The sequence below is a fragment of the Pseudomonas sp. UTLPPB19802 genome, assembly GCF_059730225.1.
Map to the genome: position 1 here is coordinate 2,401,781 of NZ_AP048545.1, position 22,468 is coordinate 2,424,248.

The 22,468-nt window shown below is 63.3% G+C and carries 18 protein-coding genes; all 18 read right to left on the bottom strand.

Features of this window, described 5'->3' with window-relative positions; genetic code table 11:
• Positions 1 to 54: 54 nt before the first annotated feature.
• A complete protein-coding gene (locus tag AC6I6U_RS10825; protein ID WP_497881940.1) occupies positions 55 to 540 on the bottom strand; it encodes an RDD family protein in 486 nt (161 codons plus the stop codon).
• Between the two features lie 141 nt (positions 541 to 681).
• Entirely contained in the window at positions 682 to 894 is a 213-nt protein-coding gene (locus AC6I6U_RS10830; RefSeq protein WP_007951194.1) for a cold-shock protein, read from the bottom strand.
• Between the two features lie 389 nt (positions 895 to 1,283).
• Positions 1,284 to 2,408, bottom strand: coding sequence for a glycine cleavage system aminomethyltransferase GcvT (gcvT, locus tag AC6I6U_RS10835; protein ID WP_497881941.1), 1,125 nt, complete (start codon positions 2,406 to 2,408; stop codon positions 1,284 to 1,286).
• Positions 2,409 to 2,457: 49 nt separating this feature from the next.
• Positions 2,458 to 3,834, bottom strand: coding sequence for an L-serine ammonia-lyase (locus tag AC6I6U_RS10840; RefSeq protein WP_497881942.1), 1,377 nt, complete (start codon positions 3,832 to 3,834; stop codon positions 2,458 to 2,460).
• A gap of 201 nt (positions 3,835 to 4,035) precedes the next feature.
• Positions 4,036 to 6,885, bottom strand: a complete 2,850-nt coding sequence (gene gcvP / locus AC6I6U_RS10845; protein WP_497881943.1) for an aminomethyl-transferring glycine dehydrogenase — start codon at positions 6,883 to 6,885, stop codon at positions 4,036 to 4,038.
• Between the two features lie 9 nt (positions 6,886 to 6,894).
• A complete protein-coding gene (gcvH, locus tag AC6I6U_RS10850; RefSeq protein ID WP_497881944.1) occupies positions 6,895 to 7,278 on the bottom strand; it encodes a glycine cleavage system protein GcvH in 384 nt (127 codons plus the stop codon).
• 387 nt (positions 7,279 to 7,665) lie between these two features.
• Positions 7,666 to 9,174, bottom strand: coding sequence for a transcriptional regulator GcsR (gcsR, locus tag AC6I6U_RS10855; RefSeq protein WP_497881945.1), 1,509 nt, complete (start codon positions 9,172 to 9,174; stop codon positions 7,666 to 7,668).
• Between the two features lie 93 nt (positions 9,175 to 9,267).
• Entirely contained in the window at positions 9,268 to 9,627 is a 360-nt protein-coding gene (locus AC6I6U_RS10860) for a DUF5064 family protein (protein ID WP_497881946.1), read from the bottom strand.
• Between the two features lie 59 nt (positions 9,628 to 9,686).
• Complete coding sequence (gene arcC, locus AC6I6U_RS10865) at positions 9,687 to 10,616, bottom strand: carbamate kinase (RefSeq protein WP_497881947.1); 930 nt, start codon at positions 10,614 to 10,616, stop codon at positions 9,687 to 9,689.
• 43 nt (positions 10,617 to 10,659) lie between these two features.
• On the bottom strand, positions 10,660 to 11,670 hold the full coding sequence (locus tag AC6I6U_RS10870) for an ornithine carbamoyltransferase (RefSeq protein ID WP_497881948.1): 1,011 nt from the start codon (positions 11,668 to 11,670) through the stop codon (positions 10,660 to 10,662).
• Positions 11,671 to 11,856: 186 nt separating this feature from the next.
• Positions 11,857 to 13,113 carry an arginine deiminase gene (gene arcA / locus AC6I6U_RS10875; protein WP_497881949.1) on the bottom strand — a complete coding sequence of 419 codons (1,257 nt, stop codon included), beginning with the start codon at positions 13,111 to 13,113 and terminating at the stop codon, positions 11,857 to 11,859.
• A gap of 33 nt (positions 13,114 to 13,146) precedes the next feature.
• Positions 13,147 to 14,574 (bottom strand): arginine-ornithine antiporter, encoded by a 1,428-nt coding sequence (gene arcD, locus AC6I6U_RS10880; RefSeq protein ID WP_497881950.1) that lies wholly within the window; start codon positions 14,572 to 14,574, stop codon positions 13,147 to 13,149.
• A 348-nt stretch (positions 14,575 to 14,922) separates the two neighbouring features.
• Entirely contained in the window at positions 14,923 to 16,272 is a 1,350-nt protein-coding gene (locus tag AC6I6U_RS10885) for a CoA transferase (RefSeq protein WP_497881951.1), read from the bottom strand.
• 144 nt (positions 16,273 to 16,416) lie between these two features.
• Positions 16,417 to 16,824, bottom strand: coding sequence for a YbaN family protein (locus tag AC6I6U_RS10890; RefSeq protein ID WP_497881952.1), 408 nt, complete (start codon positions 16,822 to 16,824; stop codon positions 16,417 to 16,419).
• Positions 16,825 to 17,036: 212 nt separating this feature from the next.
• Positions 17,037 to 17,645, bottom strand: a complete 609-nt coding sequence (locus AC6I6U_RS10895) for a biliverdin-producing heme oxygenase (RefSeq protein ID WP_497881953.1) — start codon at positions 17,643 to 17,645, stop codon at positions 17,037 to 17,039.
• A 116-nt stretch (positions 17,646 to 17,761) separates the two neighbouring features.
• Positions 17,762 to 20,365, bottom strand: a complete 2,604-nt coding sequence (locus tag AC6I6U_RS10900) for a TonB-dependent receptor (protein ID WP_497881954.1) — start codon at positions 20,363 to 20,365, stop codon at positions 17,762 to 17,764.
• A gap of 275 nt (positions 20,366 to 20,640) precedes the next feature.
• Entirely contained in the window at positions 20,641 to 21,615 is a 975-nt protein-coding gene (locus AC6I6U_RS10905; protein ID WP_497881955.1) for a FecR family protein, read from the bottom strand.
• 91 nt (positions 21,616 to 21,706) lie between these two features.
• Positions 21,707 to 22,225: an RNA polymerase sigma factor gene (locus AC6I6U_RS10910; RefSeq protein ID WP_497881956.1), complete on the bottom strand. Its 519-nt coding sequence runs from the start codon at positions 22,223 to 22,225 to the stop codon at positions 21,707 to 21,709.
• Positions 22,226 to 22,468: the final 243 nt, after the last annotated feature.

Genomic DNA, 22,468 nt, shown 5'->3' on the forward strand with positions numbered 1-22,468 from the left:
TGTGCTACAGAAAAGCCCGCTTCGGCGGGCTTTTTCATGGGCGCGGGAAAAGCTTCAGCGCTGCTTGGGAATACGTACCAGCTGGCTGTCGGAGTAGATGTCGTGCCAGCTGCGCTTCTTGCTGTCGAAGAGCACCCAGATGAAGCCCAGGCCAGCCATGACCATGGACAGGATGGCGATGAGAAAGCGCAGCAGGGCCTGCCAGAGGCTGATGGCCGAGCCATCGGCATTCTGCACGCGAATGCCCCACACCTGCATGCCCAGGGTCTGGCCCTTGTAGGTCCAGAACTTGGCGAAGAAGCCGAACAGCACGCAGAACACCACGGTCGAGAACAGCGGATCACCGTCGAGGGCGCCGGCGTCTGACAGGACCTTGAGTTTCGGCTCACCCACGATCACCATCTGCGCCGCCTTGTAGAGGAGGCCGGTCACGATCAGCAGGGCGGTGCACAGCAGGAAGTCATAGAACATCGCGGCCAGGCGGCGGCCCAGGCCAGCGGCGGGAAAGTCACCCTGCGGGCTGAGTATGTGCTTCGTCATATGGGCTTTCTCTCGAGGAAAAGGCCATTTTACGAAGCTGCCCCCATAAAACCAGCGCTACCTGGGCTGATGCACAAAACCGCACACACAAAAAAGCCCCTGATGTCACCATCAGGGGCTTTTCATTGGCTGAAACCGAAATCAGGCTTCTGCGATCACTTCATCAGCCTGCATGCCTTTCTGGCCTTGCACGGCAACGAAGGTCACTTTCTGGCCTTCTTTCAGGCTCTTGAAACCGTTGCCCTGGATGGCGCGGAAATGGACGAACAGATCCGGACCGCTCTCGGGAGTGATAAAACCAAAACCTTTTTCGTCGTTAAACCACTTGACGGTGCCGCTCTGACGTGTGGACATTTCTTATTTCCTTTGACGCTAAAAATTAATGACAGCCCCTTTCACCTGAAAGAGTACTGGGCTGGGTTGCAGGAAAGTAAGAGACGTCGAACGGGTTGTAGCAAACTTAGAGCTACTGCCCAGGTCACGATTCCAAGCGACCCATGCAAACACAGTAGGGAAACTCTACGCCAACTGTGGGAGAAAAAACAAGCCCCCGCGCAAGCCACGGTTTGAGGCGGTTTGCCGCAGTTTCCAAGGGCTTCGGCGCAGACACCACGGCCATACAAGTATTCAGTTGTGCCCGACTGTTATAAGCCAAGTTCACTTGTGAATATATGCACTGGTTTGTGGCGCAGATGTTACAAACCAGTGCACAGTTTCATTACCGTTAGTTGTTACTGTTGGTATCAACCACGATAGTAGCGTTGTGCAACAAACGGCATTTTGCTGACTTTCAGTGGAATGCGCTTGCCGCGCACGATGGCCCAGACCTCGCTGTCCAGCGCGGCGTGAGCGGCGTCCAGATAACCCATCGCCAGAGGCGCGCCGAGGGTCGGGCCGAAACCGCCGCTGCAGACGCTGCCGATCGGCGTGCCGGCCTCATCGACGATTTCCGCACCTTCGCGCACCGGGGTACGTTCCTGGGGCAGCAGGCCGACACGCTTGCGCTGCACACCGTCCTGCTGCTGGGCGAAGACCCGCTCGGCACCGGGGAAGCCGCCGGCCCGCGCGCCATCGGCACGCCGGGCCTTGGAGACGGCCCAGAGCAGGCTGGCTTCGACGGGCGTGGTCTGTTCGTTCATGTCGTGCCCGTAGAGGCACAGGCCGGCTTCCAGGCGCAGCGAATCACGCGCGCCCAGGCCGATCGCCTCGACTTCGGTCTCGGCCAGCAGGCTGCGGGCCAGGCACTCGGCGCTGGCGGCCGGTACGGAAATCTCGAAGCCGTCTTCCCCGGTGTAGCCGGAACGGCTGACGTAGCAGTCGACGCCCAGCAGGCGCAGTGGAGCGAACTGCATGAAGGTCATCCGGGTTACTTCCGGTGCCAGGCGCGCCAGGACGGTAACGGCGGCGGGGCCTTGCAGGGCGAGCAGTGCACGTTCTTCGAACAGCGATTGCACCTCGCACAGGTGTCCCAGGTGTTTTTGCAGGTGCGCCAGGTCCTGCTCCTTGCAGGCGGCGTTGACCACCAGGAACAGCTCGTCGTTACCCAGGTTGGCGACCATCAGGTCGTCGAGGATGCCGCCCTGTTCGTTGGTGAACATCGCATAGCGCTGCATACCCACCGGCAGGTCGACGATATCCACCGGCACCAGGCTCTCCAGGGCCTTGGCGGCACCGGCGCCGACCAGGCGGATCTGGCCCATGTGCGAGACATCGAACAACCCGGCCTGGTCACGGGTGTGCTGGTGTTCCTTCAATACGCCCAGCGGGTACTGCACCGGCATCTCATAGCCGGCGAACGGCACCATGCGCGCCCCGAGTTGCAGGTGCAGTGCGTGCAGCGGGGTCTTCAAAAGGTTTTCGGTGGACATCTTCAACTCCTGGAAATTGCCGGGAGGCCGCTCGCGCCGGCCTCGTCGATCAGCATTCGATAATGTTTACGGCCAGACCGCCACGGGCGGTCTCCTTGTATTTGCTCTTCATGTCGGCACCGGTCTGGCGCATGGTGCGGATCACCTTGTCGAGGGAGACGAAATGCTGGCCGTCGCCCCGCAAGGCCATGCGCACGGCGTTGATCGCCTTGACCGAGCCCATGGCGTTGCGCTCGATGCACGGCACCTGCACCAGCCCGCCGATCGGGTCGCAGGTCAGCCCGAGGTTGTGTTCCATGCCGATTTCGGCGGCGTTCTCCACCTGCTGCACGCTGCCACCCAGTACTTCACACAGCGCCCCGGCGGCCATCGAGCAGGCCACGCCGACTTCACCCTGGCAGCCGACCTCGGCACCGGAGATCGAGGCGTTTTCCTTGTAGAGAATGCCGATCGCGGCGGCGGTAAGCAGGAAACGCACCACACCATCCTCGTTGGCACCGGGGATGAAGCGCATGTAGTAATGCAGGACGGCCGGGATAATGCCGGCTGCGCCGTTGGTTGGTGCGGTGACCACCCGGCCGCCGTTGGCGTTTTCCTCGTTGACGGCCAGGGCATAGAGGTTGACCCAGTCCAGTACCGAGAGGGCGTCGCGCAGGGCTGCTTCCGGGTTCTTGCACAGTTGCCGGTGCAGCGCGGCAGCCCGGCGCTTGACCTTGAGGCCGCCCTGCAGGATGCCCTCGTTGCGACAGCCGGCGGTGACGCAGTCCTGCATCACCTGCCAGATCTTCAGCAAACCGGCGCGGGTTTCCGCTTCCGGGCGCCAGGCGCTTTCGTTGGTCAGCATCACCTGGCTGATGGACAGGCCGTAGGTACTGCAATGGCCCAGCAGTTCCTTGGCGCTCTTGAACGGGAAGGTCAGCGGCGTGCTGTCCTCGACGATGCGGTCGGCGCCCGCGGCGTCTTCATCGACGACGAAACCGCCGCCGACCGAGTAGTACTCGCGGCTGCGGATCTGGAGTCCGGCGCTGTCGAAGGCGCGGAAGATCATGCCGTTGGGGTGATAGGCCAACGGCTTGCGGATCATCGCCAGGTGAAGTTTTTCACTGAATTCGATGGAATGCTCGCCGAGCAGATTCAGGCGACCGCTGCCACGAATGGCTTGCAGGCGATCGGCGACGGTTTCGGTATCGACGGTATCGGGATGCTCGCCCTCGAGCCCGAGCAACACGGCCTTGTCACTGCCGTGGCCCTTGCCGGTGGCGCCGAGCGAGCCGTACAGCTCGACCTTGACGCAGGTGGTCTGCTCCAGCAGCTTCTCGCGACGCAGGCCTTCGACGAAACGCGCGGCGGCGCGCATCGGTCCGACGGTATGGGAGCTGGAGGGACCGATGCCGATCTTGAACAGGTCAAACACGCTCAGGGACATGATGGTTCTCCGTTTTTTCTAATAGTTATAGGGGGACGGCTTGCACGCTTGTGGCGAGCGGGCTTGCCCGCGCTCGGCTGCGAAGCAGCAGCAAATCAGCCAACGCGTTCTTTCCGGTGCAACGCGATAACCGGTTTTGGGGGCGCTGCGATGTTCCGCAAGCCCCCCCGCCACAGATAAGCCTCTGGTCACGGTAGAGGCTTAAGCGTAGTTCTCGATCGACGGGCAGGCGCAGACCAGGTTGCGATCGCCGAACACGTTGTCGACCCGCCCGACCGGCGGCCAGTACTTGCCTTCGACCAACGACGCCACCGGATACACTGCCTGCTCGCGGCTGTACGGATGGGTCCACTCACCGACCAGTTCCGCCGCAGTGTGCGGAGCGTTCTTCAGCGGGTTGTCGTCCTTGTCCAGGCTGCCGTTCTCCACCGCGCGGATTTCCTCGCGGATGCGGATCATGGCGTCGCAGAAACGGTCCAGCTCCTCCCGGGATTCACTTTCGGTCGGCTCGATCATCAGCGTGCCGGCGACCGGGAACGACATGGTCGGGGCATGGAAACCGAAGTCGATCAGGCGCTTGGCGACGTCGTCGACGCTGATGCCGCTGCTGTCCTTCAGTGGGCGCAGGTCGAGGATGCACTCGTGGGCCACCAGGCCGTTGCTACCGGTGTAGAGCACCGGGTAGTGCTCCTCCAGGCGCCGGGAGATGTAGTTGGCATTGAGGATCGCCAGTTGCGAGGCGTGCTTGAGACCTTCGCCACCCATCATGCGGATATACATCCAGGTGATCGGCAGGATGCTCGCGCTGCCGAACGGCGCCGCGCAAACCGCGCCTTCCTTGCGCTCCATCACGCCATGGCCGGGCAGGAACGGTGCCAGGTGCGACTTCACGCCGATCGGGCCGACGCCAGGGCCACCACCGCCGTGGGGGATGCAGAAGGTCTTGTGCAGGTTCAGGTGCGAGACGTCGCCGCCGAACTTGCCGGGTGCGCAGAGGCCGACCATGGCGTTCATGTTGGCGCCATCGATGTACACCTGGCCGCCGTTGTCGTGGATGATGCCGCAGATTTCGCGGATGCCTTCCTCGAACACGCCATGGGTCGACGGGTAGGTGATCATCAGCGCCGCGAGGTGTTCGCGGTGCTCGATGGCCTTGGCCCGCAGGTCTTCGATATCGACGTTGCCACGGGCATCGCAGGCGGTGACCACCACGCGCATGCCGGCCATGTGGGCGGTGGCCGGGTTGGTGCCGTGGGCCGACGATGGAATCAGGCAGATGTCACGGCGGCCTTCGCCACGGCTCTGGTGATAGGCACGGATCGCCAGCAGGCCGGCGTACTCGCCCTGGGAGCCGGCGTTCGGCTGCAGGGAGACCGCGTCATAGCCGGTGGCGGCGCAGAGCATCGCTTCCAGTTCGTCGGTCAGTTGCTGGTAGCCGGCGCTCTGTTCGGCCGGGGCGAACGGGTGCAGGGCGCCGAATTCGGCCCAGGTCACCGGAATCATTTCGCTGGCGGCGTTGAGCTTCATGGTGCACGAGCCCAGCGGGATCATGGTGCGATCCAGGGCCAGGTCCTTGTCCGCCAGCTTGCGCAGGTAGCGCATCAGCTCGGTTTCCGAGTGATAGCGGTTGAACACCGGGTGGCTGAGGATCGGCGACTGGCGCACCAGTGCTGCCGGGATGGCGCTGGAAACCGACGCGACAAGGGCGGCGAAGTCCGGCAGGTCCTTGCCTTCGGCCAGCAGGCCCCAGAGGGTTTCCACGTCGGCCTGGCTGGTGGTTTCGTCCAGGGACAGGCCCAGGCGTTCGCCATCGACCACCCGCAGGTTGATCTGCCGGGCACGGGCCTTGTCATGCAGGGCTGCGGTGCGGGCACCGGTCTTGAGGGTCAGGGTGTCGAAGAAGCCGCTTTGCTCGACGCCGAGGCCTAGCGCGTCCAGGCCCTTGGCCAGGATGGCGGTGAGGTGATGGATGCGGTTGGCGATCTGTACCAGGCCTTTCGGACCGTGGTACACGGCGTACATGCTGGCGATGTTGGCCAGCAGCACCTGGGCAGTGCAGATGTTGCTGGTGGCCTTCTCGCGGCGGATGTGCTGTTCGCGGGTCTGCATGGCCAGGCGCAGGGCCGGCTTGCCGAAACGGTCCACCGAGACGCCGACCAGGCGGCCGGGCATATCGCGCTTGAACGCATCGCGGGTGGAGAAGTACGCCGCGTGCGGGCCACCGAAGCCCAGCGGCACACCAAAGCGCTGGGCGCTGCCGATGGCAACGTCGGCACCGAACTCGCCGGGCGGGGTCAGCACGGTCAGGGCCAGCAGGTCGGCGGCGACGGCCACCAGGGCGTTGGCGGCATGGAAGCGCTCGGTCAGTTCGCGGTAGTCGAACAGGTCGCCGTTGCTCGCCGGGTACTGCAGCAGGGCACCGAAGAAGGCACTGGCATCGCCCAGTTCACGCTCGTCGCCGACCACCACGTCGATACCCAGCGGCTCGGCACGGGTACGCAGCACGTCGAGGGTCTGCGGATGGCAGTGCACGGAAGCGAAGAAGGCGTGGCTGCCCTTGTTCTTGCTCAGGCGCTTGCAGAAGGTCATGGCTTCGGCGGCGGCGGTGGCTTCGTCGAGCAGCGAGGCGTTGGCGATCGGCAGGCCGCTGAGGTCGCTGACCAGGGTCTGGAAGTTCAGCAGCGCTTCCAGGCGGCCCTGGGAAATCTCCGGCTGGTAAGGGGTGTAGGCGGTGTACCAGGCCGGGTTTTCCAACAGGTTGCGCAGGATCGGCGACGGCGTGTGGCAGTTGTAGTAGCCCTGGCCGATGTAGGTCTTGAACAGTTGGTTCTTTGCCGCGATGGCCTTGATCGAGGCCAGGGCATCGGCTTCGCTCTGGCCGGCTGGCAGGTCGAGGACGCTGGTGCCCTTGATGCTTTCGGGAATCACGCAGGCAGCCAGGGCTTCCAGGGAGTCGAAACCGAGGGTGGCGAGCATGGCGCGTTCGTCATCCTGGCGTGGGCCGATATGACGGGCGATGAATTCGTTGGCGGTGCCGAGGTTGATGGTCATGGTGGTTCCTCAGGCCTGGGCGTTGGCTTGGATCAGGCGGTCGTAGGCGTCCTGGTCCAGCAGTTGGCCGACAGCGGCGGCATCGGCGGGTTTGAAGCGGAAGAACCAGCCTTCGCCCAGCGGATCTTCGTTGACCAGTTCCGGGCTGTCTTCCAGCGCCGGGTTGACCTCCAGCACTTCGCCGTGCAGCGGCATGTACACGCCGCTGGCGGCCTTGACCGATTCCACGGTGGCGGCTTCGGCGCCCTTGTCGTAGGCCTGCAGTTCCGGCAGCTGGACGAACACCACGTCACCCAAGGCGTTCTGGGCGAACGCGGTGATCCCGACGGTGACGCTGCCATCGGCTTCGGTGCGCAGCCACTCGTGGTCTTCGGTAAAACGCAACTCGGACATGAAAACACTCCTCAAAGGGCCAGATTCGTCTGGTGGACGCTATGAATGCGAGGACTTCGCCCCGCTTGAATGAGAGTCCCATAGCAAGTTCGCGGCCAATGTTGCGAAAGGCCCGTGGAGCAAGGGTTCTGCGGCGATATGGAGGGAGGTGTAGTGCACGCGCTGTAGCGAAATCGCTACACGGTTGATGGCCGGAAAAAGCACAACAGGATCAAAGTCTTGCCCGGCTGGGAAGGATGGCGATTGTAGCGAAATCGTTCCGCTGTATCGCTTTCAGTACAGATGGATGTCGCTTCTGGACGGGTTTGCTGTGAGAGCGAGCTTGTTCGCGAAGGTTTTTGCTGCCCGCTGGCCTCTTCGCGGGCAAGCCTGGCTCCTACAGGTGGTTCAGGGCTTTCCGGGAATCCCGTACTTGCGCAACCGGTGGGCGATCGCGGTATGGGAGGTCTGCAGGCGGCTGGCCAGTTGGCGTGTCGAGGGATACTGGACGTAGAGCTTTTCCAGCAGACCGCGTTCGAACTCCTCGACCGCCTGTTCGAGGCTTTCAATATCGCCGTCGCTTTGCCGCGCCACCGAGGTGCCGGCGATGTCCAGGTCGCCGATGTCCACCAGGCTGCCCTCGCAGATCGCCGCTGCGCGGAAGATCACGTTCTGCAGTTGGCGAACGTTGCCCGGCCAGCGGTTGCCCAGCAGTGCCGGGTAGGTGCCGGGCGCCAGCCGGCAGACCGGGCGCTGGATCTGCGTGCAGGCCTGCTGCATGAAATAGCGCGCCAGCAGCAGGATGTCCTGGCCGCGTTCACGCAACGGCGGTACTTCAACGTTGAGCACATTGAGGCGGTAGAACAGGTCTTCGCGAAAATTGCCTTCGCTGACCATTTTTTCCAGGTCACGGTGGGTGGCGCTGATGATCCGCACGTTGACCTTGACCTCGCGATCGCCGCCCACCCGGCGAAAGCTGCCGTCATTGAGAAACCGCAGCAGCTTGGCCTGCAGGTACGGTGACATCTCGCCAATTTCGTCGAGAAACACCGTGCCCTGGTTGGCCAGTTCCATCAGCCCCGGCTTGCCGCCGCGCTGAGCACCGGTAAAGGCGCCGGGCGCATAGCCGAACAGCTCGCTTTCGGCGAGGCTCTCCGGCAGTGCCGCACAGTTGAGTGCAAGGAACGGTGCACCATGGCGGGCGCTGATGGCATGGCAGGCGCGGGCTACCAGTTCCTTGCCGGTGCCGGTTTCACCCTGGATCAGCAGTGGCGCATCCAGGGCCGCGACCCGCTGGGCCCGGGCCTTGAGCGTGCGAATCGGCGCCGACTCGCCAAGCAGCGAGTCGAAGCCTTCGGCATGGTCATGATGCAGTGCGGACAGGCGTTCACCGATGCGGTTGGGCTGGTACAGCGTCAGCAGGGCGCCGGCATCGGTGATCGGCGTGGCATCGAGCAGCAGGGTCTGGCCGTTGACGGTGATCTCCCGCAGCGGCAGGCGAAAGCCGTTTTCCAGCAGGGCATCGAGCAGGCCGGGGTCGGCGAACAGCCCACCGACGCTTTCGCCCGCCGGCTCGCGACCATAGAGGGCGATCATCGCCGGGTTGGCCAGCAGCACCAGCCCTTGGCTGTCCAGGGCCAGCACCGGGTCGGTCATGGCCGCGAGCAGGGCATCGAGCTGCAGGTGCCGGCGTTGGCCGGGGAGAATGTCGACCACCGTCACCGCCTGCACGCCCCGAACGCTGAACAGCGCGTCGCGCAGTTCCTCCAGCACTTGCGGGCTGAGGGTCGGCGCATCGATATAGACGTTGGGCGGAACCATTTCCACCGCATCCAGATTCAGATTGCGCCCGCCGAGCAGGGCCAGGACTTCCTGGGTAATGCCGACGCGGTCGATGAAGCTGACGTGGATGCGCATGGGACGGGATACGGTTCCGGGCGAGAAGGGCGCAATTATGCCATTTCCGTCGCAGGCTTCCCACGCGCAATGATCCCGGTGTGTGGCCTGGGATTACTCCAAATGTTCCGGTTTCATCGGGTCGCCGGATTTGACGTGAAGCTGCGCCCGCACGTCCTCGAACATCTCGTCGTAGTACTTGTGCATCGAGGCGATATTGGCGCTCTTGGGCAGGCCGTGCTGCTGGGCGATGCGGCTGGCATGCCGGGCGAAATCGAAGGCCTGGTCCTTGGCCAGGAAGAACGACTCATCGAGCGGCTTGTCCTCGATGGTGCCGTGCAACCTGAACTGCATGCCCTGGCCTTCGCGCGGGTCCTGGGCGAGCTCATAGTCGATACACAGGTTGTAGCTGAAATCGTCCTTGTTCAGGGCGTGTCGTTCGGTATGCAGGTGACCGGGCTCGAACTGGGCCATGGCGGTGTCTCCTTACAAGGCGTTGGAGTAGGGCAGACCATGGCCTGCCCCGAAGGTTCTCAGGAATAGCGGATGCCGGGCCGGGCGGTACTGACCCGCGTGCCCGCCTTACCTTGGACGATCGCTTCGATATCCGCCAGTGAGCCGATCACCGCGACCTTGCCGGTCTGCCGGGCGAACTCGCAGGCGGCCTGGACTTTCGGGCCCATGGAGCCTGCCGCGAAGCCGAGTTGCTCGAGGTCGTCGGGATGGGCCTGGGCGATGGCCTTCTGGTCTGGCTTGCCCCAGTTTACAAAGGCTGCGCTGACGTCGGTGGCGATCACCAACAGGTCGCACTCCAACTGCCGGGCCAGCAGCGCCGAGCACAGGTCCTTGTCGATGACCGCCTCGACGCCCTGCAGTTTGCCGTTTTCGTCATACATCGTCGGGATCCCGCCGCCACCGGCGCAGATGACGATGCTGCCGTTTTCCAGCAGCCACTTGATCGGACGGATCTCGAAGATGCGTTTCGGCTTCGGGCTGGCGACCACCCGACGGAAGTGGTCGCCGTCGGGGGCGATGCTCCAGCCTTTTTCCGCCGCCAGCCGCTCGGCCTCGGCCTTGGCGTAGATCGGGCCGATGGGCTTGCTCGGTTGCTGGAAGGCCGGGTCACGGGGATCGACCTCGACCTGGGTCAGCAGCGTGGCGAAGGGCACTTCGAAGTCCAGCAGGTTGCCCAGCTCCTGTTCGATGATGTAGCCGATCATGCCTTCGGTTTCCGCACCGAGTACATCCAGCGGGTAGGGCGAAACCTGGGTGTAGGCGGCCGCCTGCAACGACAGCAGGCCTACCTGCGGGCCGTTGCCGTGGGCGATCACCAGTTGGTTGCCGGGGTGGATTTTCGCGATCTGCTCGGCGGCGATGCGGATGTTGGCGCGTTGGTTGTCCGCGGTCATGGGGTCACCACGACGCAGGAGGGCGTTGCCGCCCAGTGCTACGACGATACGCATTGTGCAGTCCTTCTTCGAGAGCATTGTGGCCGGTTTTGGGGAGTCAGATATCCGCCAGGGCCGCCACCAGGATCGCCTTGATGGTGTGCATGCGGTTCTCAGCCTGCTCGAAGGCGATGTTGGCTGGTGACTCGAACACCTCCTCGGTCACTTCCACGCCGTTGGCCAGGTGCGGATAGCGCGCGGCGATATCCTTGCCGACCTTGGTCTCGCTGTTGTGGAACGCGGGCAGGCAGTGCATGAACTTCACCCGGGGATTGCCCGCGGCCTTCATCAACCGGCTGTTGACCTGGTATGGCAGCAACTGCTCGATGCGTTCGTCCCAGGCCTCCACCGGTTCACCCATGGAGACCCAGACATCGGTGTGGATGAAGTCCACGCCCTTGACTGCGGCCACGGGGTCCTCGGTGAGGGTGATGCGTGCGCCGCTGTCCTCGGCGAACGCCTGGCACTGGGCAATGAAGTCTTCATGGGGCCACAGCGCCTTCGGCGCGGCGATGCGCACGTCCATGCCCAGCTTGGCGCCGATCATCAGCAGCGAATTGCCCATGTTGTAGCGCGCATCGCCCAGGTAGGCGTAGCTGATGTCGTGCAGCGGCTTGTCGCTGTGTTCACGCATGGTCAGCACGTCGGCGATCATCTGGGTCGGGTGGAATTCGGCGGTAAGGCCGTTGAACACTGGCACGCCGGCGAACTGCGCCAGCTCCTCGACGATCTCCTGTTCGAAACCACGGTACTCGATGGCATCGAACATCCGCCCGAGTACGCGGGCGGTGTCCTTCATGCTTTCCTTGTGGCCGATCTGCGACGACACCGGGTCGATGTAAGTGACGTGGGCGCCCTGGTCATGGGCGGCGACTTCGAAGGCGCAGCGGGTGCGGGTCGAGGTCTTCTCGAAGATCAGCGCGATGTTCTTGCCTTTGAGGTGCGGCCGTTCGGTGCCGGTGTACTTGGCGCGCTTGAGGTCGCGGGACAGGTCAAGCAGGTAGTGCAGTTCACGATTGGTGTGGTGCATCAAGCTCAGCAGGCTGCGGTTGCGCATGTTGAAAGCCATGGTGTGGATCTCCTGGGGTGTCGGTTGTCTGCCTGTCCGGTCCCTTGGACGCCGGGCTTGCCCCTGTAGGAGCCGGGCTTGCCCGCGAAGGCGCCCTTGAGAACGCCAAAAGATTCGCGGGCAAGCCCGGCTCCTACAAGGCAAGCCAGGCTCCTGACGGGAGCCGGGACAGGCTTTGAATCCTGGTCAGTAGTCGATGGGGTCGCGGACGATCGGGCAGGTCATGCAGTGACCACCGCCGCGGCCGCGGCCCAGTTCGCCGGCGCTGATGGTGATGACCTCTACGCCAGCCTTGCGCAGTTGGGTGTTGGTGTAGGTGTTGCGGTCGTAGCCGATCACCACGCCCGGTTCCACGGCCACCACGTTGTTGCCGTCGTCCCACTGTTCACGTTCGGCGGCAAAGCTGTTGCCGCCGGTTTCCACCACGCGCAGGGCCTTGAGGGTCAGGGCCTGGGCGACGGTGTCGAGGAAGCTGGTCTCCTCGCGGCGCACGTCGATGCCACCGGGCTTGCTCTCGTCCGGGCGCAGGCTGAAGGCGACGATCTGGTTCACCACCTCCGGGAAGATGGTCACCAGGTCGCGGTCGCAGAAACTGAACACGGTGTCCAGGTGCATGGCTGCGCGGGACTTCGGCAGCCCGGCGACGATCACCCGCTCCACCGCGTTGTGCTTGAACAGGTTCAGCGCCAACTGGCCGATGGCCTGGCGCGAGGAGCGCTCGCCCATGCCGATCAGCACCACGCCGTTGCCGATCGGCATCACGTCGCCGCCCTCCAGGGTGGCGTTGCCGTGTTCCTGGTCGGGGTCGCCATACCAGACCTTGAAGTCGGCGTTGACGAATTCCGGGTGGAATTTATAGATGGCGGTGGCCAGCAGGGTCTCCTGGCGGCGTGCCGGCCAGTACATCGGGTTGAGGGTCACCCCGCCGTAGATCCAGCAGGTGGTATCGCGGGTGAACTGGGTATTGGGCAGCGGCGGCAGGATGAAGCTGGAGTGGCCGAGGAAGTCGCGGAACATCTCAATCGTCTTGCCGCCGAAGCTGTCGGGCAGGTCGTCGGCGGACACCCCGCCGATCAGGAATTCGGCAACCTTGCGCGGCTCCAGGCTACGCAGCCACGAGCCGACCTCGTTGACCAGGCCGAGGCCGACCTGGTTGGCGGTGAGCTTGCGTTCGAGAATCCAGTCCAGCGCTTCCGGCTGGCCGACGATATCGGTCAGCAGGTTGTGCATTTCCAGCACGTCGATATCGCGCTCGCGCAGCTTGGTGACGAAGTCGAAGTGGTCGCGCTTGGCCTGGGCGACCCACAGCACATCGTCGAACAGCAGTTCGTCGCAGTTGTTCGGGGTCAGCCGCTGGTGGGCCAGGCCGGGGGAACACACCATCACCTTGCGCAGTTTGCCGGCTTCGGAATGAACGCCGTACTTCACTTTTTCCGTGGTCATTTGCAGATCCTCCAGATGAAACGGGACAGGCTGTTACAGGCTCAGGAAGCCGTCGTAGAGGCCATAGGCAGCCAGCACGGCACCTGCGACCACTGCGGCGAAAATCAGCTTCTCGACAGGGGTGAAGATGGGTTTGCCCAACTCGCGCTTGGCCTTGGCGAACAGGATCGCGCCGGGGGCGTAGAGCAGGGCCGACAGCAGCAGGTACTTCACGCCGCCGGCGTACAGCAGCCAGATCGCGTAGAGCAGGGCGATGGCGGCGATGCACAGGTCCTTGCGCCGTTCGGCGCGGGCGTTTTCGTAGGATTCGCCACGTACCGCCAGCAGCACCGCATAGGCCGCCGACCACAGGTAGGGCACCAGGATCATCGAGGTGGCGAGGTAGATCAGCGACAGGTAGGTACTGGCGGAGAACAGCGTGATGACCAGGAAAATCTGCACCATGGCATTGGTCAGCCACAGGGCATTGGCCGGTACGTGGTTGGCATTCTCGCGGCGCAGGAACTGCGGCATGGTGTGGTCCTTGGCTGCGGCGAACATGATCTCCGCGCACAGCAGCACCCACGACAGCAGGGCGCCGAGCAACGAGATGATCAGGCCGATACTGATCAGCAGCGCACCCCAGTGACCGACCACATGCTCCAGCACGGCGGCCATGGACGGATTCTGCAGTTTGGCCAGTTCCGGCTGGGTCAGGATGCCCAGGGACAATACGTTGGCCAACACCAGCAACAGCAGCACGCTGATGAAGCCGATGACCGTGGCCTTGCCCACGTCCGAGCGTTTTTCCGCACGGGAGGAGAAGATGCTCGCCCCCTCGATGCCGATGAACACCCAGACGGTGACCAGCATCATGTTGCGCACCTGGTTCATCACGCTGCCCAGGCCAGGGTTCTTCACGCCCCAGATATCGGCGGTGAAGATCTCCAGTTTGAAGGCGAACAGCGCGATCAGCACGAACAGCAGCAGTGGCACCACCTTGGCGACGGTGGTCACCAGATTGATGAAGGCCGCTTCCCGGATACCGCGCAACACCAGAAAATGCACCGCCCACAACAGCAGCGAAGCCCCGATGACCGCCGCAACGGTATTGCCCTCGCCGAAGATCGGGAAGAAGTAGCCCAGGGTGCTGAACAGCAGGACGAAGTACCCGACGTTGCCGAGCCAGGCGCTGATCCAGTAGCCCCAGGCCGAGGAAAAGCCCATGTAGTCGCCGAAGCCGGCCTTGGCATAGGCGTACACCCCACCGTCCAGGTCCGGCTTGCGATTGGCCAGGGTCTGGAACACGAACGCCAGGGTCAACATGCCAACGGCGGTAATGGCCCAGCCAATCAGGACGGCGCCGACATCCGCACTGGCGGCCATGTTTTGTGGCAGGGAAAAGATTCCTCCGCCGATCATCGAACCCACTACCAGGGCAACCAGCGCACCCAGGCGTAGTTTTCCGGGAGACTCAGCCATTGCATGACTCCAGTTCAGGAGAAGTGAGGCTTCAGGGTAGGGGCGTGAATACAGGAGGGAGATGATTCAGGTCAGGTTATTGGCGGTATTGGACTTTTCAGCCAATAACTTGAGTTAATGGCGAGGTTATGCCGGTTATTTTGCTAATTGATTGATTTTTAAGGGTTTTATATTTGTTTAAAGAAAAGCGTTTCTAGTTCATGGAGAGTTTGCCCGGGTTGATGTCGCCAATTTGAAAGTTTGTGGCGCCATGGGTATCTGGCAATTAACCGCGGGGCTTAATTGTTTTTCGTTATTTGAAATGATTGGAAATAAAAGGGCTGGCGCTGTAACCGCCAGCCCCCTGGCTCACCACTTGGCCGGATGCGCCCCCAGCTTCCCGGCCGGCAATTGCCAGTGCAGCGACGTCCCTTCGATATTCAACGGCGGTATCAGGCGATGGGCCGGCCCCCAGGCGGTGTACTCGATCCAGGTGCTGCGATCGGTTGAGGTTTCCCGGCGCAGGGGCTGCGTGTCGTTGAGCGTTCCTTGTTCCTGCAGCAATTTCGCCGTGCGCGCCAACGATAACCTGGCCGAGCCGCCACGGCCGCTGTGCAGCCGTTCGGTCAGTGCGCGGATCGCTGCAGCCGCCATCAGGTAACCGGTGGCATGATCCAGCGCCTGCACCGGCAAGGGTGTCGGAACATCCGCCTGCTTCCACAGCAGTCCGGCCTGGGCGATACCGCAGCTCATCTGCACCAGGCTGTCGAAACCGCGACGGTTGCGCCAGGGGCCGTTCCAGCCGTAGGCATTGAGGCTGATGTCGATCAGCCCCGGTGCCAGTTGCCGCCGGTGCTGCGCCGCGTAGCCCAGTCGCTCCAGGGCGTCGGCCCGATAGCCATGCAGGAGGATATCGGCCTCGCCCAGTAGTTGATCGAACACCCGTCGGTCGGCACTGTCGTGCAGGTTCAGGCGGGCGCAGCGCTTGCCACGGGTGACTTCCGGCACCAGGCTCGGCTCCTCCCAGCCGGGTGGGTCGATGCGCAGCACATCGGCGCCAAGCCCGGCCAGCATGCGGCTGGCTATGGGGCCGGCGAGGATGCGGGTCAGGTCGAGGACCTTGATCCCGGCCAGCGGCTGTGCGGCTGAGCCCGTCCAGGCGCGGGCCCGTGGGTGATCGTCGAAGCTGCGTTGAATCAGTTGTTCGGCATTGACCGCCAATCCCTGGGGATGGTTTTTCCAGTCGTCCCAGGAACGCATTTCGGCGGCGCAGCCACCGCTGTCGACGATGGCCTGTTCCAGTTCGCCCTTGTTCCAGTGGGCGACTCGTTCGGCCATCGCCGTTCGGTCACTGGCCTGCCCCAACACCCGTTCGGTGGCAGCCCGATGGTGGGGGGCATTGGTGTGCAGGCGAATCCAGCCATCGGCCGTGGCGTAGTCGCCGGCAAGCGGATCCCAAGGGGCCGGCAGGCTCCAGCCGATGGGACGCAGGGTGCTGGCGAACCAGAAGGAGGCCAGGCGGCGGTCGACGCTGACCCCCGGACTTTGTCCGATCTGTTGCCGGAGCAGTTCGGCCACTGCCTGGCCCACGGCCGCGAGGCTGGCGCTGGCGAGGTCGGTGACGGCGAAGGCCGCAGGCAGGGCGCCGGGCTCGGTGAAGTCAGGGGTAGAGGCGGGTAGCTCGAGTGCGGCTTGAATGGATGTCAGCAGATCGGTCATCGAAAGGCCCTCCATGAGAAAGGACATTGCAGCTCAAATATTCGAGGCTGTCGATTCTTGCAGGAAAGTCCCCGACGATTGCGGGCCAGGTGCGATGACTTTGGGTAGCTTGGGAAGCCGGCTTGCTGGTGATTGTCGCCGTCTTCAGGGCAACTCGGCAGTCGGCAGGCGCTCGGGGCGGGACCAGATCCACAGGTTGCCCATGGTCATCCCGGCAATGGCCAGGTAGATCGGCCAGTGGTGTTCGAGCATCACCAGCATCAGCGTCGCGCACAGCAGCATGCTGACGGTGGCGCTGACCTTGGCCCGGCGGGCGATGATCTTGCCGTTGCGCCAGTTGCTCAGGATCGGGCCGAACAGCCGGTGGTTTTCCAGCCAGGCGCTCAGTCGCGGTGAACTCTTGGTGGCAGCCCAGGCAGCCAGCAGGATGAATTCGGTGGTCGGCAGGCCGGGCACGACGATGGCGATCAGGCCAATGCCGAGGCTGACGTAGGCGAGCAGGCCGAACAGGATGCGAGCGAGTCTGGAGGAGGAGGGCGTTTTGCTGGTCATGGGTTCAATTGTGGTGCGCCGGGCGATTTGGCTCAAGCCTGGTTTTTCATTCACAGGGTAGGGAGCCTTCAGGGCCATTCGCGGGCAAGCCCGGCTCCTACAGTTTTGTGTCGCACTCAGGATGGGCGTATGACCTATTCCTTTAGGAGCCGGGCTTGCCCGCGAAGAGACCCTCGAAACAATCAAGGGCCTCAGAGGCAAACCCGAATCACTCAGGCCAGCTCAGGCGCCGACGCGTAGGCCTGTTCCAGCAGCACGGTAAAGCGCACGAACGCATCGATCGCCCCTTTTTCCACCGCCGCTTCCTCTTCGGCGCTGAACTCCAGGCCGTCGAGGGTCTTGATGAAGCTCTTCCAGCCTTCGGCGCGGCCACCCGCCGGTTCGCCCAGGTGACGGGCACCGAAGGTTTCGCTCAGGCCCAGGCCTACGGCGCGCTTGATCAGGAATGCCGCACCGAGCTTGGAACCCTCGGAAACGAAGATCCAGCCCAGGGCTTCGGCCTTGCTCGGGTTCTTCACGGCACCGGCCACCGGTGCCGGCACTTCGGTTTCCAGGTCCGCCAGGTCGGCCTTGGCCGCTTCGGCACGGCAGCGCGCCGGCAGGTCGGGGACAAGGGCGATCAGTTCAGGGTCGTTGTACAGCGCAACCAGTTCCGACTGGAACAGGTACTGGGCAACGACGAAACGGGCGAAGTTGGCCTGGTTCTCGAAGGGCGCGTGGGCCTTCACCAGTTGGTCGAGCTTGCTGTGCGGCTCGTTGGTGATCTGGTTCAGGCGCTGGGAGCGCAGGCTTGGGCGTTGGGTATTGTCCTGGGAGGTCATCACGGAGTCCTTGGGAATGAGAGGCGCTTTCAGTTACTAGACGAACAAGGAGACGCGCCACAGTAAAAAAACCTCACCCCGCCGTTTCACATCGCGGCGGGGGAGGCGTCGATCGGTCAGATATCCCAGATCAGGTTGACCGAGAAGTTGCGGCCTGGAGCGGTCAGGCGGTCGAGGTTGGCCGGGCTGAGTACGCCGGCTTCGCCGACGCCGTCGTAGCCACGCACGTCATCCCAGTTCCAGTACTTCTTGTCGGTCAGGTTGTACAGGCCGGCATTGACCGTCACGTCGTCGGTGACCTTGTAGAAGCCGGTCAGGTCGAACACGCCATAGCCCGGCGTCTTGAACTGCTTGCTGCTGGTCAGACCATCGGGGGCGTTGAAGGTGGTGTCGTCCACCCGGTCCTTGCGCTTGACCAGGGTCCAGCTGAGCAGCGCCCCGTATTTTTCCTGGTCGTAGCCCAGGCCGAATACGCCAGTGAGCGGGTTGACGCTGTTGATCGGCTCGCCGCTGTCATCGTTGCGACCGTAGGCATAGGCCACCGAACCCTGGGTGTAGAGGCCCTGTGGCGCGCCGAAGTGGTCGAGGTTCAGACGGCCCTTGACCTCCGCGCCCTTGATGGTGGCGTGCTTGATGTTGTTGGTCTGGAACGTCAGCTCGCTGTAGCCGGGAGCGACCGCGTCTTCGTTGATGAAATCGCGATACTTATTGTAGAACACCGCCACGTCGAAGGAGCCGGCATCGAATCGACCACGCAGGCCGGTTTCGTAGCTTTTGCTCTTTTCCGGTTCCAGGTTCGGGTTGGGCTCGACGTTATAGCCGGTGGTGCCGTTCTGGAAGCGACCGTACAGCGCCTTGGCGGACGGGGTACGGAAGCCTTCCGCGTACTGGCCGTACCAGGTGTACTGGTCGGTCAGGGCGTAGGTCAGGCCGAACTTGGGCGAGACGCGGTGCCAGGTCTTGTTCGAACCGTCGATTGCGCCACCGCCCGCCGCAGTGATGGTGTTGATGAATTCCTGGGTGATGTGTGGCTTGAGCTGGGTGTAGTCGTAGCGCAGGCCTGGCAGGAAGGTCCACTTGTCCCAGCTGATCTGGTCCTGGGCGAACAGCGAATAGGTGTTGATGGTTGGATCGGGGAAATCGCTGGACTTCACCAGGCGATCCAGCGGGCTGTTGCCGCCGATCGCGGTGCAACCCTGGCCGGGTACGGTGCTGACTGCCAGGCAGGTACCGCTGCCGCTACGCGAACCCGTGACTTCCTGCTGCTTGATCGTGGTGCCGTAGGTCAACAGGTGATCGGTTTCACCGATGTTGAAGGCCTTGTCAGCCTGGGCATCGAATACCCATTGCTGTTCCTTGTAGACCGTGTCGCGGCTACGCATCACGCGACGTACGAAGGGGAAGTAGTCTTCCAGGGTGCTCTCGTCGGTCTTGGCGGTCTGGTAGTTCAGGCTCAGCTTGACGTGGTCGGCCACGGCGCTGTCCAGGCCGAAGCTGTTCTCGATGCCGAAGCGTTCGCGGGTGACGGTGTCGTTACCGGTACGCGAGCGGTACATGCCAACTCCCGTTCCGTTGCTGAACGGCCCACCCACGGCACTGCGCTGATTGGTATCGACATCGCTCTTGTAGCGCTCGTAGGTCAGGCCCAGGCGCGAGTCGTCGTTGTAGTTCCAGCCCAGTTTGGCCAGGACGTTGGTGGTGCGGTTGGTTTCCGGGTTGGCTTCGATGCGTTTCAGGCCGGTGCCGCCGGTGTCGCCATAGGATTCGGTTTCGCGGCCGTTGCGCTGGCTCAGATGGAGCAGGCCGTCGAAGTCGCCGCTGCGTCCGGCGACGGTACCGGAGGTCAGCCAGCTGTTGTCGGCGGAGCTGTAGCCGGTCTTCAGGCGGGCACCGACGTCCTCGCCGGGCTTGATGATGTCGCTTGGATCAAGGGTGTAATAGCTGACCGCGCCGCCGATGGCGTTGCTGCCGTAGAGCACCGAAGCCGGGCCGCGGAGGATTTCCACGCGCTTGACGATTTCCGGGTCGACGTAGTTGCGGTGGGTTTGTGCGTAGGGACCGTTGAAGAAGCTGTCGGGGACCTCGACGCCATCGACCTGGGTCAGGATGCGATCGCCGTCGATACCGCGGATGTTGTAGCCGCTGATACCGCCGCCGCGCAGGCCGGCGCCGCCGACGGAAACACCTGGCTCATAACGCACCAGTTGCTTGATGTTGTTTACGTTCTGCCGGTCGAGCTGCTGGCGGTCCTGCACGGTCACGGTGTTGGGGACCGAAGACACGTCCTGTTCCTGGCGGGTGGCACTGATGGTCACCTGCTGCAGGTTGAGGGTGGCGCCACCGGCACGCTTTTCCAGCACGACGTTGTTGTCGCCGAGCTTGCGATAGCTCAGGTTGGTGCCGACCAGCAACTGTTCCAGGGCTTTTTCCGGCGTCAGCGCACCGCGCACGCCAGGCGATGCCACGCCCTGGCCGAGTTCGGCGGGCAGGCCGACCTGCCAGCCGGTCACCGAGGTGAACGCGTTCAGTGCCGAGACCAGCGGCTGCTGGGCGATCGAGAAGTTGTAGTTGCCCAGGCTGTGCGCCGGTTGGCTGGCGCTGCTGGCCGCCAGTACGGGAGTCGCCTGGGCGCCGGCGAGCAGCACGGCGACGGTCAGCAGGGACAGGGTGCACTGTTGCAGGCCGCCGCTGCGGGCCTTGGAGGTGAAACGAGTGGGCATCGATAGCGCTCCGGTATTCGAAACTTATAGTTGCGATGCGATTCGTTATGAGAATCACTTGCATTGGCTATAACGAGACGAATGATCGGTGGCTATCGAGTAAAAAAACTTGCAGCTAGTGTCCTGTACGGTGAATTCGAGTATTCAAATTCGGGTCCAGGGGGCCCAGGCAAGGTGCCATGGCGAGTCGTAGCAGGGCTACGGCGAGGAATGGCAACGCAGTCTGGCGAAGCCATGGGCCCGGAGTCGAGTATGCGAATTAGCCACACAGTACACTAGTTGAGAATAACCACGGCCGGGTATTCCGAAACCCGCGCCGAGGTGATGTGGGCGAGGGAGCGGACCACGTCCAGCGGCTTGTCCAGGCGGTAGTTGCCGGTGACGGCGACCTTGGCCAACTGCTCGTTGTTGTTGACGATCCAACCGGGGTAGTAGCGTCGCAGTTCGGCCAGCACCTGGCCCATCGGGCAGTTTTCGAATACCAGGCGGCCCTGGACCCAGGCCAGGTCCTTCTGCGCGTCGAGTTTTTCCGGGCGGCCAAAACCATGGGGCCCGATCCGCACGCTGCTGCCGGCCGACAGGCGCAGGCGAGCGCTGTCATCGCGAGTGCGCAGGTCGACGTCGCCGCGCTGGACTTGCACTTGCGCCTCACCGTCCAGGTAGCGCACCGCGAAGCTGGTATCGCGCACGCTGGCCTGGACCGGGCCGGCGTCGATCTCCAGCGGATGTTCGCGCTGGCCGGACACCTCGAAAAAGGCCTCGCCCTTGTACAGGCGGGCCAGGTGCTGCTGGTCGGTGAAGCGGCTGGAGAACGCCGAGTTGGTGTTGAGCAGGACCTTCGAGCCGTCTTCCAGTTGCAGGCGCTGGCGCTCGCCGACGACGGTCAGGTGATCGGCTTGCAGGCGCAGCGGCAGGTTGCCGTAGATGCCCACGGCAACCAGCAGCACGGCGGCGGTCGCGAGGGGTTTCCAGTGGGGGCGCAGGCGGCGCAATACGGACGGGCGCGGGCGTGTCGTCGCCTGCATCGCCTGGGCGGCGGCGATCACCGGCTGTGCGTTCCAGGCGCCACCGGCGCGGGCATAGGCTTGTTCATGGGCGGGGTCGGCGGCGAGCCAGGCGTCGAATTCGGCGCGCTGCGCGGCAGTCGGGCACTCCATGATGATCAGCCAGTCCAGTGCCTGATCCATGGCGTCATCTAGCATCACCTGTCGAGCGGTCTCGGGAGGTGGCTGGTTGTGGCTGTCCGTCACGGGTGTTCCTCGGTAGTCGCTGTCACGGTTCTGTTCGCTGATCCGCTTGCTGTGCTGGCGGATCTTATCGGTCTTGGGTCTGGCGGCAAGCTTACGGGCGATCCAGGCGGTCGGCTACCCCGACGCAGATAGCCATGATCAGCTTGAGGTCCTTTTGCACGGTGCTCAGGGACACTTCGAGTCGTTCGGCGATCTCCTGGTAACTGCAACCGTGCAGGCGGCTGAGGATGAAGATCTGCTGCTGGCGGGCGGTCAGTTGGCCAAGGCTCACGCTCAGGCGCTCCAGCAGTTGTTCGGCATGGGTGGCATCTTCCGGGGTACTCAGTGGTGCTGCGACACTCTCCACGACCTCCATGGGCACATCTTCCATGAGCGTGCGCGACTGGATCCGCCGTGCACGCAGATGATCCAACGCAAGGTTGCGGGCGGTCTGGAACACGAAGGGCTCAAGATGATCGATGGGGCGTTCGCTTAGCGCCCGGGTGACGCGCAGGTAGGTCTCCTGCAGCAGATCCTCGGCGGTGCTGGGGTTTTGCACCATGCGCTGCAGCGTACGCAGCAAGGTCAGTCGCTGGGTGAGGAAGACCTGGTTGAAGTGGGATTGTGTCACGACGGCACCTGACCGATTTTGTGATAATGATAATATTTATCATTTGTGTCTCTGGTCAAGAGCTAATCTGCCGGGTGCGTGGCAGGACGAGCTTGGGGCAGGCTGGATGATTGTCATTGCTCTCCAGGCCCAGGTGTAATTTCTACAGGGGGCCTGAATTGCCGGACGTCGTTGCTTTCAATGTCACGAGTTGACGGGCGGCCAAGTAAGTAGAGTTATTTCCCGTTGTGTTTTAGCTTTTTA